The sequence below is a fragment of the Shinella sp. HY16 genome, assembly GCF_028534175.1.
Lineage (GTDB): Bacteria > Pseudomonadota > Alphaproteobacteria > Rhizobiales > Rhizobiaceae > Shinella.
The window spans coordinates 1,270,589-1,283,438 of record NZ_JAHYXL010000001.1 but is presented as its reverse complement, the minus strand read 5'-3'; the positions used below and the strand labels follow the sequence as shown (position 1 = coordinate 1,283,438).

Genomic DNA, 12,850 nt, shown 5'->3' with positions numbered 1-12,850 from the left:
CCTCAAGCGCCCTGCTTGGGGTGCGAAGGGGCGAATTCGGCGACGAGCTCGTGTTTCTCGCCGGGATAGGTCAGCCGCACATGGGTGACATAAAGGCCGCCGCTCCAGGTGCGCCGCTCCACGACGAGGCAGGGCGTTCCGGGCGCGATCGCCAGAAGCTCGGCGGCGCGGGCATCGGCCCCGACCGCGCGGATACGGTGTTCGGCGGCGCTCCAGGGCACGCGGCTGATCAGCCAGGCGCCGGGCGCGATGCCGTCAAAGCTTTCCTCGGCCGCTTCCGGCACGGCTTCGAGATTGATCAGGCGGTCTTCCAGGCAGAAGGGCTGAGCGCCGGCGAAATGCAGGGCGGAAATGTCCGTCAGGCGGGCTGATTCGGAAAGCTCCATCAGCCGCCGGTCGACGGCCCTCGCCGCGCGGTTAATCCGTGTGCGCCGCTCGTAGCGATACGGCAGGCCGAGCGATTCGACCTCCAGGCGGATGTCGTGGATCTCGAGCACCGCGGATTGGGCATGCGGGTGGGTGACGTAGCTGCCGGATTTGCGCCGGCGCTCGATCAGGCCGCGCTTGACGAGTTCGGTGATCGCCTTGTTCACCGTCATGCGCGAGCACTGGTATTGCTCGGTCAATTCGTGCTCGAAGGGGATGCGGTGGCCCGGCGGCCATTCGCCCGAAAGGATCCTGCCCTCCACATCCTCCAGAATGCGGCGGTGCAGCGACGGCTCCTTGGCCTCGGGCTGCCTGTTGTCCTCGACGGTGGAAATGGTCGCCTCCGCGCTTGCCGGGCGCAGATTCGCCCGGTCGGGAAAAGTCATAAGAAAGGCGGGGGCGCCTTTCAATACGTCGTCAGGCCTCGGCCAGCGCCCGCATGGTGGCGGTGAAGCGCCGCCCGACCGCCTCGCGCGCCACATGGCGGCCGCCCTCGACCCGCCGGCAGCCGTTCACCCAGACGCAATCGACCGTCGCACCATTGGCAAAGATCCAGCCGTCGAGCAGCGCATCGCCCGCAAGATCGAGACCATGCCGTGCCTTGAGGCTGACGAAGTCGGCGGCGCGCCCGGCCGAAAGGCCCGATTCGGCACCGAGCGCCGCCGCGCCGCCAAGCAGCGCGCCGTCGAAGAGCGCCCGGCCCGTCGAACCGCCGGGGGCGGCCAGCACGTTGCGGGCGCGGTGGGCGAGACGCTGCGAGTATTCGAGCTGGCGCAATTCGTCCGGCAGGCCGATCAGCACGTTGGAATCCGAGCCGACGCCGAAGCGGCCGCCATGAGCCATAAAAACCGGTGCCGGGAAGGTGCCGTCGCCGAGATTGGCCTCCGTCACCGGGCAGAGGCCGGCGATCGCCCCGGTCTTCGCCATGCCGCGCGTTTCAGCCTCCGTCATGTGCGTCGCGTGGATGAAGCACCAGCGGCCGTCGACCGCCTGGTTGTCGAGCAACCACTCCACCGGACGGCGGCCGGACCAGGCAATACTGTCCTCGACTTCCTTGACCTGCTCGGAAATATGGATGTGGACCGGCGCATCGCCGGCCATGGCCACGACGTCGGCAAGCTCGTCCGGCGTGACGGCGCGCAGGCTGTGCGGGGCGACGCCGGTGATGCCGGCGGGCAGCGTATCGGTCAGCGCGCGGCAGCGCTCCAGCACTGCGCCATAGGACCGCCGGTCGTTGATGAAGCGGCGCTGGCCCTCGCCCGGCGCGGTGCCGCCGAAGCCGGCATGGGCGTAGAAGACGGGCAGCAGCGTCAGTGCGATGCCGGTCTCGGACGCCGCCGCGGCGATGCGCGCGGCCATTTCGGCGATATCGGCATAATGCCCGCCATCCTTGTCATGGTGCAGGTAATGGAACTCGCCGACGCGCGTATAACCAGCCTCCAGCATCTCGATATAGAGCTGGCCGGCGACCGCTTCCACATCGTCGGGCGTCATGGCGAGCGCGAAGCGATACATGACGTTGCGCCAGCTCCAGAACGAATCGCTGCCGGGCCCACGGGTTTCCGCCAGTCCTGCCATACCGCGCTGGAAGGCGTGGCTGTGCAGGTTCGGCATGCCGGCGACGATGGTGTCGTGGCGCTCGTCGCCCGGCGCCGGCGCGGCACCGGTTTCGAGCGTCGCGATGCGGCCGTCCACGATGCCCATACGAACATCCCTCGCCCAGCCGCCCGTAAGCAGCGCCTGCCTTGCATGAATGACGGCCATGGCCCGTTCCTTCTCCCGATGGTGCATCCTGGCGCCGCGCCGGCAAATTGGCTCTTGCGCCTCTCATAATTATGTATATACATTATATTCATCACAGGGAAGAGGCAATCACGATGACGACACCGGAAAAGGACAGTCCCCGAGTCTGGCGCAATGCCCGGCTCGCGACGCTCAAGGAGAGCCTGCCGGACCTTGGTATCGTCGAAAACGGCGCGATCGCCGTCCGCGACGGCCGCATCGCCTTTGCCGGCCCCGAGGCCGAGCTTCCCGCAGAATTCTCCGCCGCGGAGGCCATCGACTGCGAGGGCCGCTGGATCACGCCGGGCCTCATCGACTGCCATACCCATCTCGTGCATGCCGGCGACCGCGCCCATGAATTCGAGCTGCGCCTTGCCGGCGCCTCCTATGAGGAGATCGCCCGGGCCGGCGGCGGCATCGTCTCCTCCGTCAAGGCGCTGCGCGCGGCGAGCGAGGACGAGCTGGTACGTCAGACTCTGCCCCGCCTCGACGCCCTGATCGCCGAGGGCGTGACGACGGTCGAACTGAAATCCGGTTACGGCCTCGATACCGAGAACGAAGTGAAATCCCTACGTGCTGCACGGCGCATCGCGGAGATGCGCGACGTCACCGTGCGCACCACCTTTCTCGGCGCCCACGCGCTGCCGCCGGAAATGAACGGCGACAAGACGGCCTATATCGACAAGGTCGTCGGCGAGATGCTGCCGGCCATCGCGGCCGAAGGGCTTGCCGACGCCGTTGACGGCTTCTGCGAGGGCATCGCCTTCTCGCCGGAGGAAATGGCAAAGGTCTTCGACGCTGCCAAAGCACATGGCCTGCCCGTAAAGCTGCACGCCGACCAGCTTTCCAACCTCCACGGCGCGGAAATGGCCGCCCGCTACGGCGCGCTGTCGGCCGACCACCTCGAATACACCGACGATGCTGGCGCGGCTGCCATGGCCAAAGCCGGCACCGTCGCCGTCATCCTGCCGGGCGCCTTCTACTTCATCCGCGAGACGAAGAAGCCGCCGGTCGATCTCTTCCGCAAGCATGGTGTCCGGATGGCTGTTGCGACCGATGCCAATCCCGGCACCTCGCCGCTGACCTCGCTGCTTCTTACCATGAACATGGCCGCGACCCTCTTCGGCATGACCGTCACGGAATGCATTGCCGGCACGACGCGCGAGGCCGCCCGCGCCCTCGGCCTCGTCGACGAGGTGGGAACGCTCGAGGCCGGGAAATGGGCCGATTTCGTCCTCTGGGACATCGGCCGGCCGGCGGAACTGGTCTACCGCATGGGGTTCAATCCCCTGCATGCCCGTATCCGCAGCGGACACTGATCCATTCAACAGGCAGCACAAGGCTGCATCGGGAACTGCACCATGACGATCACGCTCCATCCGGGCTCCGTGCCCCTCAAGACCCTTGAAACCCTCTACTGGACCGGCGAAGCCACCCGGCTCGACGCGTCCTTCGACGCGGGCATCGAGAAGGCCGCCGCGCGCATCGCGGAAATCGCCGGTGGCGACGAACCGGTCTACGGCATCAATACCGGCTTCGGCAAACTCGCCTCCATCAAGATCGCGCCGGCCGATGTCGCGACCCTCCAGCGCAACCTGATCCTGTCGCATTGCTGCGGCGTCGGCAAACCGCTCGCCGAAAACATCGTGCGCCTCATCATGGCACTGAAGCTGATCTCGCTCGGCCGCGGCGCGTCGGGCGTGCGCATCGAGGTCGTGCGCCTCATCGAGGCGATGCAGGCCAGGGGCGTCATCCCGGTCATCCCGGAACAGGGTTCCGTTGGCGCCTCCGGCGACCTCGCCCCCCTCGCCCACATGACGGCGGTGATGATCGGCGAAGGCGAGGCCTTTTATGCCGGCGAACGCCTTTCCGGCGGCAAGGCGCTGGAAAAGGCCGGCCTGAAGCCCGTCGTGCTCGCCGCCAAGGAGGGCCTCGCCCTCATCAACGGCACCCAGGTCTCGACCGCCCTGGCGCTGACCGGCCTCTTCCGCGCTCATCGTGCCGCCCAGGCCGCCCTCGTCACCGGGGCGCTTTCCACCGACGCCGCCATGGGTTCCTCCGCGCCGTTCCATCCGGATATCCACACGCTGCGCGGCCACAAGGGCCAGATCGACGCCGCCTCCGCGCTGCGCGCGCTGCTTGCCGGCTCCGTCATCCGCGAAAGCCACATCACCGGTGACGAACGCGTGCAGGATCCCTATTGCATCCGTTGCCAGCCGCAGGTCGACGGCGCCTGCCTCGATCTCCTGCGCTCGGCCGCCCGCACGCTCGAAATCGAAGCCAACGCCGTCACCGACAACCCGCTGGTCCTCTCCGACAACAGCGTCGTTTCGGGCGGCAACTTCCATGCCGAACCGGTCGCCTTTGCCGCCGACCAGATCGCCATCGCGACCTGCGAGATCGGTGCCATCGCCCAGCGCCGCATCGCGCTGCTGGTCGATCCCGCCCTCTCCTTCGGCCTGCCGGCCTTCCTCGCCAAGAAGCCGGGCCTCAATTCCGGCCTGATGATCGCAGAGGTCACCTCGGCCGCGCTGATGAGCGAAAACAAGCAGATGGCGCATCCGGCCTCGGTCGATTCGACGCCGACCTCCGCCAACCAGGAAGACCACGTCTCCATGGCCTGCCACGGCGCCCGCCGCCTGCTGCGCATGACGGAAAACCTCTCCGCCATCGTCGGTATCGAGGCGCTGACGGCCGCGCAGGGCATTGAGTTCCGCGCCCCGCTCGTCACCAGCCCGGAGCTGAAGAAGGTCGTCGCCGCGCTTCGCACCGTCGTCGCCACGCTGGAAGAGGACCGCTACATGGCGCCCGACCTTGCCGCCGCCAGCAGCTTCGTCTCCTCCGGCGCGCTCGCCGCCTCCGTCACCAAGGGCATCCTGCCGGTTCTGGAGGCCTGAGGTGGCACTGGTCGAAACCCGGCAGGGCACATCGCCCGTGATTCTCGCCTTCCCGCATACCGGCACGGATGTCCCGGCCGATATCTGGGAACGCCTGAACGACAACGGCCGTATCCTCGCGGATACGGACTGGCACATCGAGCGTCTCTATGCCGGCCTCCTGCCGGAGGTGACGACGGTGCGCGCAACCTTCCACCGCTATGTCATCGACGCCAACCGGGATCCCGATGGTGTCAGCCTCTATCCCGGCCAGAACACGACAGGCCTCGTTCCGGAAACGGATTTCGACGGCAAGCCGATCTGGAAGGACGGCGAGGCGCCGACCGAGGCGGACATTGCCTATCGGCTCGCCCATTTCCACGCGCCCTACCACGCGGCCCTTGCCGCCGAGATCGAGCGCGTCAAGGCGGTCCACGGCGTGGCAATCCTCTATGATTGCCATTCTATCCGCTCGCTGATCCCCTTCCTGTTCGAAGACCGGCTGCCGGATTTCAATGTCGGCACCGACATGGGCCGCACCTGCGCCAGGGAGATCGAAACGGCGACGTTCGAAATCTGCGCCAAGGCCGAAGGCTATACCAGCATCCTCAACGGCCGCTTCAAGGGCGGCTGGACGACGCGCCACTACGGCAGGCCGCAGACCGGCGTGCACGCCATCCAGATGGAGCTTGCGCAGGTCAGCCACCTTGCCACGGAAGCCCTGCCCTTTGCCCTCGACGAGACGAAGGCCGCAAGACTGCGCATTCCCCTTCAAGACATCCTGAACCGTCTCGAGGCGCTTGCCTCCACCCTCACACGCTGATCCGGGAGAACCAGCCATGACCGACAATCCCCGCCACAACATCCGCGACGTCCGCGCCGCCACCGGCACCGAACGCACCGCCAAGAGCTGGCTGACCGAAGCGCCGCTGCGCATGCTGATGAACAACCTCGACCCCAACGTTGCGGAAAACCCGCACGAACTCGTCGTCTATGGCGGCATCGGCCGCGCCGCCCGCACCTGGGCCGATTTCGACAAGATCGTCGCGTCGCTGCGCGATCTGGAAGACAACGAGACGCTGGTCGTGCAGTCCGGCAAGCCGGTCGGCATCTTCCGCACGCACAAGGATGCCCCGCGCGTCCTTATTGCCAATTCCAACCTCGTGCCGCATTGGGCCACCTGGGACCATTTCAACGAGCTGGATAAGAAGGGCCTTGCCATGTACGGCCAGATGACGGCCGGCTCGTGGATCTATATCGGCAGCCAGGGCATCGTTCAGGGCACCTACGAAACCTTCGTGGAAGCCGGCCGCCAGGACTACAATGGCGACCTCAAGGGCAAGTGGGTGCTGACCGGCGGTCTCGGCGGCATGGGCGGCGCCCAGCCGCTCGCTGCCGTCATGGCCGGCGCCTCGTGCCTTGCCGTCGAGTGCAACCCGGACTCGATCGATTTCCGCCTGCGCACCCGCTACATCGACGAAAAGGCCGACACGCTCGACGAGGCGCTTGCGATGATCGACCGCTGGACGAAGGCCGGCGAAGCCAAGTCCGTGGGGCTTCTCGGCAACGCCGCCGAAATCCTGCCGGAAATGGTCCGCCGCGGCATCCGCCCGGACATGGTCACCGATCAGACCTCCGCCCACGACCCGATCAACGGCTACCTGCCGAAGGGCTGGACGATGGCCGAATGGAAGGCCAAGCGCGAAAGCGATCCGAAGGCTGTCGAAAAGGCCGCCCGCGCCTCGATGCGCGAGCATGTCGAGGCGATGATCGCCTTCCAGGACATGGGCATCCCGACCTTCGACTACGGCAACAACATCCGCCAGGTCGCCAAGGAAGAAGGCCTCGAAAACGCCTTCGCTTTCCCCGGCTTCGTTCCGGCCTATATCCGCCCGCTGTTCTGCCGCGGCATCGGCCCTTTCCGCTGGGCCGCCCTTTCGGGCGACCCGGAGGACATCCGCAAGACCGACGCCAAGGTCAAGGAACTGCTGCCCGACAACAAGCACCTGCACAACTGGCTCGACATGGCCGCCGAGCGCATCGCCTTCCAGGGTCTGCCGGCGCGCATCTGCTGGGTCGGCCTCGGTGACCGCCACCGCCTCGGCCTCGCTTTCAACGAGATGGTCAAGAACGGCGAACTCAGCGCACCCATCGTCATCGGCCGCGACCACCTCGATTCGGGCTCCGTCGCCTCGCCGAACCGCGAGACGGAAGCGATGAAGGACGGTTCGGACGCCGTGTCCGACTGGCCGCTGCTCAATGCCCTGCTCAACACCGCCTCGGGCGCGACCTGGGTGTCGCTCCACCACGGCGGCGGCGTCGGCATGGGCTTCTCGCAGCACTCGGGCGTCGTCATCTGCTGCGACGGCACGGATGAGGCGGCCGAGCGCATCGGCCGCGTTCTCTGGAACGACCCGGCGACCGGCGTCATGCGTCACGCCGATGCCGGCTACGACATCGCGCTCGACTGCGCCCGCGAAAAGGGCCTGCGCCTGCCGGGCATTCTCGGCAACTGATGCTTGTCGCCGGAAGCTGTGCAGCGGTTCTGGGAGAACGACATGCATAACGGAGCCCGCCTCCTGCGCAACAGCGACCATCGCCGCATGCCGTGGAAGAACGGCGGCGGCGAGACGGTCGAGGTGATCGTCCATCCGGAAGGCGCCAGCCTTTCGGATTTCGGCTGGCGCGTCAGCATGGCGACGGTGGCGAGCGACGGGCCGTTTTCGGTCTTCCCCGGCATCGATCGCACGCTGGCCGTCCTTTCCGGTGACGGAATGGCGCTTTCCATCGAGGGGCTCGGCGACAAGCTGCTGACGCCGGTCTGCGCGCCCCTCGCCTTTCCCGCCGATGCACTGACGACCGCCCGGCTGACGGGCGGCCCCATCACCGACCTCAACGTGATGACACGGCGGGGCGCCTTCCGGCATTCGCTGACGCACCAGGTTGCGGAAGGGGCCAGAGCGCTTCGCGAGACCACGGGGAAACGCCTGCTGCTGGCGCTTTCGCCGCTCGGTGTTTCCACCACCGAGGGCCTGATCGGCCTTCACCCGCTCGACGCCCTCGTGTTCGATGGCGCGCAGAAGGCGGAGGTGATCCCGACGGGTGAGAAGGCGGCTTTCTATCTGGTAGAAATCACGCCCGTCTGAGCCATCGGCGCAAGCGATTTCCTTGTTCGCCTCCCTGCGGAGTGCTACCTCCCGGCACAACGATTTTTGCCGGGAGACATTTTCATGAGACATCGCAAATTCGGCCGCACGGGTTTCACCACCACGGATATCGGCTTCGGCGCCTGGCAGATCGGCGGCGCCTGGGGTGATGTCAGCGAGGCGGACGGCCGCGCCGCCCTCAACGCCGCGCTCGATGCCGGCATGTCCTTCATCGACACCGCCGACGTCTATGGCGACGGCCGCTCGGAAAAGATCATCGCCGACGTGCTGAAGGACCGCGGCGGCCAGCGCCCGATGGTGGCCACCAAGGCCGGTCGCCGGCTTTCCCCGCATGTCGCCGATGGCTATACCAAGGAAAACCTCGAAGGCTTCATCGATCGCAGCCTGAAGAACCTCGGCGTCGAACGCCTCGATCTCGTGCAGCTGCATTGCCCGCCGACGGAGGTCTACTACCGGCCCGGGGTCTTCCATGCGCTGGAAGAGATCAAGACCGCCGGCAAGATCGCCAACTACGGCGTCAGCGTCGAGAAAGTCGAGGAAGCGCTGAAGGCGATCGAATATCCCGGCGTCGTCAGCGTGCAGATCATCTACAACATGTTCCGTCAGCGCCCGGTGCAGCTCTTCTTCCGGGAAGCCGCCCGCCGTCAGGTCGCCGTCATCGCCCGCGTGCCGCTGGCAAGCGGTCTGCTCTCCGGCAAGATCACGCGCGACACCGCCTTTGCCGCCGACGATCATCGCAACTTCAACCGCCAGGGCGATGCCTTCGACGTGGGCGAGACCTTTGCCGGCGTGCCCTTCGAGACCGGCCTGCAAGCTGTCGAGGAAATCCGCGCCCTGGTGCCCGCCGGCACCGCGATGGCCGCCTTCGCGCTGCGCTGGATCCTGATGGCCGACGCGGTCAGCGTCGTCATTCCCGGTGCGCGCAATGCCGCGCAGGCAGAGGCCAATGCCCGGGCTGCAGGCCTTCCGGCAATTTCGGAAGACGTGATGGAAGCAACGCGCGAGGTCTATTACCGGCTCATCGCGCCCCATGTGCACGATCGCTGGTAAGGAAAATCCGGAGAGTCTCGCGCATCAACTGAAATGATAGCCGACATCATGGCTATCTATTTCGTTTATGCGCGAGGCCGCGCTACCGTTCCCTATCGGTCACAATCACAACAGGGGAACGACCATGAAGAAAATGCTGCTCGCGCTGGCTCTCGCAGGCTCCACGCTGCTTTCCGCCCCGGCTTTTGCCGAGACGCTGAAGATCGGCACGGAAGGCGCCTACCCGCCCTTCAACTTCCAGGATTCCGCCGGCAAGCTTGGCGGCTTCGACGTGGAAATCGGTCTTGCGCTCTGCGAGAAGATGAAGGTCGAATGCGAGGTGGTGGCACAGGACTGGGACGGTATCATTCCCGGCCTCGTCGCCAAGAAGTACGACATGATCATCGCCTCGATGTTCATCACCGAAGAGCGCAAGAAGCAGGTCAACTTCACCGACCCCTACTATCTTGCCGCCATGACCCATGCGGCGCCGAAGAATTCCGGCATCACCGATTTCACCAATGAAGGCATGAAGGGCAAGACGATTGGCGCCCAGTCCGGCACCACGCAGGCCGATTTTGCCGCCGCCGTCTATCCGGATGCGGACATCAAGCTCTATCCGACGCAGGACGAGGTCAATCTCGACATGGCGAACGGCCGCCTCGACGTGCAGGTCGGCGACATGATCCCGCTGCTCGACTGGGTCACCAAGAACGACGACGGCAAGGCCTGCTGCGAGCTGATCGGCGAGCCGATCACCGACAAGAAGTTCGTCGGCGAAGGCGTCGGCATTGCCGTGCGCCAGGAAGACAACGACCTGCGCGAAAAGCTGAACGCCGCGTTGAAGGCCATCCGCGAGGACGGCACCTACAAGAAGATCAACGACAAGTATTTCTCCATCGACATCTATACGATGAAGTAAGCCAACCTCTTCCGCGTTGTGGTCAGGCTCGACTGGACCATGACGCGGCAGCGGATGGGACGATGTGGACATCAGACTGAGGCGGCTTCGGCCGCCTCTTTCGTTTTCGGGATCAAGGTAAGAAACGGAAGGGGCTCCCGCCCCGAGCGCCATTTATGGGCCGCGTAAAAAAGGCTTCGCCTTCTCCCTCGTCCGCCGGCCTCACCAGAAACGGATAGGGATCCAGCGCCCGCCGCGGGCGAAACTCCATCCGCGCCGCCACCCCGTCCGCCAGGAGGCCATCGAGATACGCCCCCGCGAGGCCGCTGGTGCTAAACCGTTCCCACATCACGTTTTTCCCCTTTATTCGCGATGGGCAATGCGCCAGCCTGCTTTTTGGTTCCGCGAAAAACCGGGCGCGCCGATCACATTTCGACGGTTCCAAGACCCGCCTCCCCTTGCCTTTGTCGACGCCGTGGCCGTAGCTACACGCATGCCGATCAACCGCCTTGAACGCTTCGCCCACAATCTTGACTGGAACCTCCTGCGCACCTTCGTGGTCGTGGTCGAGGAGGGCTCGATCACGCGGGCGGCGAACCGTCTGCTGCTGCAGCAGCCGGCTGTCAGCATGGCGCTGAAGCGACTGGAGCAATCGGTCGGCCACCGGCTGATCGACCGAAGCCCCGGCCGTTTCGAGCTGACCGAGGCCGGCGAGCGGCTGCATGCGCTCTGCCACGATATCTTTTCCGCCATCGTGCGCCTGCCGGAGGCCATGCAGCCCTCCGGCGAGGACATTTCCGGCCACATCACCATCCATGCGGTCAGCCATGCGATGAACCCGGCCTGGGACAGGGCGATCGCCGATTTCTTCCGGCTGCACCCGCGCGTCACCGTGGGTGTGACGGTGGAAACGACGACCGACGTCATCCGCTCGGTGGAGCGCGGCGTCGCGACGCTCGGGCTCTCGGACGGCATCATACCGGAGGGCCTCGACAAGGCCCCCTTCTGCTACGAGCGCTACGCGCTCTATTGTGGCCGCGGGCACCGGCTGTTCGGCATGCTGGATGCCCGGCTGGAGGACCTGCGCGGTGAACCCTATGTCAGCTTCCTTGCCGACGTTTTGGGCGGGCCGCATATGGGGCCGGTGACGGCGGTGCGGGCCATCGGCTCCTTCGGCCAGCAGGTGCGGGCGCTCGCCTTCAATGTCGAGGAGGTGCTTCGGCTCGTCGTCGCCAATGCCGGCATCGGCATGCTGCCGGTGCATCTCACCGGTGCCGCGCTGACGGCCGGCGAACTCTGGCAGCTACCGCCCTATGACGACCTGCCGGTGGCCGAGACCTTTCGTATCACCAATCCCGGTTCCGCGCTCAACCCCGCCGAGCGGGCCTTCCTCGCCCATATGACGGATGTGCCGCCCTGGCGCTGGGGCGAGCCACATCAATACGGATGATAGCTACCTTCATCGCTATAAATTTGAAGAATGCCGACGGCTTGCTTAGGCAGGAGGAAAGGGTTCACAGCGGAGGCAGGCCATGCGGACATTCGACATCGCGATCATCGGCGGCGGCATTGCCGGCCTTTCGCTCGCCTATTTCCTGAGCCCGTTCCGCTCCGTCGTCGTTCTGGAGCAGGAAGGCGCGCTCGGCTATCACAGCACCGGCCGCTCGGCGGCGGAGTTCACCCTGCGGGACAATGCACCGCTGGTGAATGCGCTCGCCCGCGCCAGCCATGATTTCCTGATGCAGCCGCCCGAGGGGTTTGCCGACGTACCGCTGCTCATAGAGCGGGGCAGCATCATCCTTGGCACGGCTGAGAAGACGGCACTGGTGCGCGCACGCTTCGAGGCCGCCAAAGCGCTCGGCGTGGCGGTGGAGTGGCTGGACGAAGCCGCAATGCTCGCCCGTGCGCCAATGCTCGACCCGGCCTATGCAGCGGCCGCCTATTTCGACCCCGACTACTGGGATATCGAGGTGGACGCCCTGCTGCAGGCCTATGCCCGCCACGCCCGGCGCAACGGCGCACAGATCCTCGAAGGGCAGACGTTCTCCGGCGCCCGGCGGGTCGCGGGCGCATGGCGGATCGAAACCGGTGGAGACACCATATCGGCCGGCACGCTGGTGAACGCGGCCGGCGGTTGGGCCGATGCGGTGGCCGCGCTTTCGGGCGTCGCCCCCGCCGGCATCGTGCCGCACCGCCGCACGGCCATCACCGTCGACCTGCCCGGGGGCATCGACGCGAGCCGCCTGCCTGAAATCAACGAGATCGAGGAACTGTTCTATTTCAAGCCGGAGGGGGGCCGCCTGCTCGCCTCGCCGGCCGACGCCACGCCCTGCGAGCCGGCGGACGTGCAGCCGGAAGAGCTCGATATCGCCTATGCCGCCCACTATGTCGAGGAAGTGACGACGCTCAGCGTGCGCCGCGTCTTCAAGAGTTGGGCCGGCATGCGCAGCTTCTCCGCCGACCGCCTGCCCGTCATCGGTCCGGCGAAAGACGAGCCGTCCTTCTTCTGGCTCGCCGGACAGGGCGGCTACGGCATCCTGACCTCGCCCGCCCTCGGCAGCCTTTCCGCCGCCCTCCTCACCGGAAGCTCCATGCCCGAACCCCTCGCGCGCGAAGGGATAACGGCGGAGACGTTCAGCCCCTCCCGCTTCTCCTGAAACGAAACGGGC

General features: G+C 66.2%; 11 protein-coding genes. 9 read left to right on the top strand and 2 right to left on the bottom strand.

The genetic code is table 11. The annotated features are described in order from the left end of the window. Positions 1-2: 2 nt before the first annotated feature. Together hutC and K0P03_RS06325 are read right to left on the bottom strand one after the other, a co-directional pair. Positions 3-812, bottom strand: a complete 810-nt coding sequence (hutC, locus tag K0P03_RS06330) for a histidine utilization repressor (protein WP_272789159.1) — start codon at positions 810-812, stop codon at positions 3-5. A 31-nt stretch (positions 813-843) separates the two neighbouring features. Continuing rightward, positions 844-2,190: a formimidoylglutamate deiminase gene (locus K0P03_RS06325; protein ID WP_272789158.1), complete on the bottom strand. Its 1,347-nt coding sequence runs from the start codon at positions 2,188-2,190 to the stop codon at positions 844-846. A gap of 113 nt (positions 2,191-2,303) precedes the next feature. Between K0P03_RS06325 and hutI the strand changes: the two genes are divergently transcribed. The 9 genes from hutI to K0P03_RS06280 all read left to right on the top strand — a co-directional run bounded on the left by hutI (position 2,304) and on the right by K0P03_RS06280 (position 12,838). Continuing rightward, positions 2,304-3,527 (top strand): imidazolonepropionase, encoded by a 1,224-nt coding sequence (gene hutI, locus K0P03_RS06320; RefSeq protein ID WP_272789157.1) that lies wholly within the window; start codon positions 2,304-2,306, stop codon positions 3,525-3,527. 42 nt (positions 3,528-3,569) lie between these two features. Further along, a complete protein-coding gene (hutH, locus tag K0P03_RS06315; RefSeq protein WP_023511973.1) occupies positions 3,570-5,105 on the top strand; it encodes a histidine ammonia-lyase in 1,536 nt (511 codons plus the stop codon). 1 nt (position 5,106) lies between these two features. Continuing rightward, positions 5,107-5,907 (top strand): N-formylglutamate deformylase, encoded by an 801-nt coding sequence (gene hutG, locus K0P03_RS06310; protein WP_272789156.1) that lies wholly within the window; start codon positions 5,107-5,109, stop codon positions 5,905-5,907. 16 nt (positions 5,908-5,923) lie between these two features. Beyond that, positions 5,924-7,600 (top strand): urocanate hydratase, encoded by a 1,677-nt coding sequence (hutU, locus tag K0P03_RS06305; RefSeq protein ID WP_272789155.1) that lies wholly within the window; start codon positions 5,924-5,926, stop codon positions 7,598-7,600. Between the two features lie 42 nt (positions 7,601-7,642). Further along, the gene (locus tag K0P03_RS06300; RefSeq protein WP_272789154.1) at positions 7,643-8,230 is read left to right on the top strand and encodes a HutD/Ves family protein; all 588 of its coding nucleotides are present in this window, start codon (positions 7,643-7,645) and stop codon (positions 8,228-8,230) included. An 84-nt stretch (positions 8,231-8,314) separates the two neighbouring features. Continuing rightward, entirely contained in the window at positions 8,315-9,301 is a 987-nt protein-coding gene (locus K0P03_RS06295) for an aldo/keto reductase (RefSeq protein ID WP_272789153.1), read from the top strand. Between the two features lie 124 nt (positions 9,302-9,425). Beyond that, positions 9,426-10,202 (top strand): ABC transporter substrate-binding protein, encoded by a 777-nt coding sequence (locus K0P03_RS06290; RefSeq protein ID WP_023511968.1) that lies wholly within the window; start codon positions 9,426-9,428, stop codon positions 10,200-10,202. A gap of 472 nt (positions 10,203-10,674) precedes the next feature. Further along, a complete protein-coding gene (locus K0P03_RS06285) occupies positions 10,675-11,631 on the top strand; it encodes a LysR family transcriptional regulator (RefSeq protein WP_050743028.1) in 957 nt (318 codons plus the stop codon). Between the two features lie 82 nt (positions 11,632-11,713). Then, the gene (locus tag K0P03_RS06280) at positions 11,714-12,838 is read left to right on the top strand and encodes an NAD(P)/FAD-dependent oxidoreductase (protein WP_272789152.1); all 1,125 of its coding nucleotides are present in this window, start codon (positions 11,714-11,716) and stop codon (positions 12,836-12,838) included. Positions 12,839-12,850: the final 12 nt, after the last annotated feature.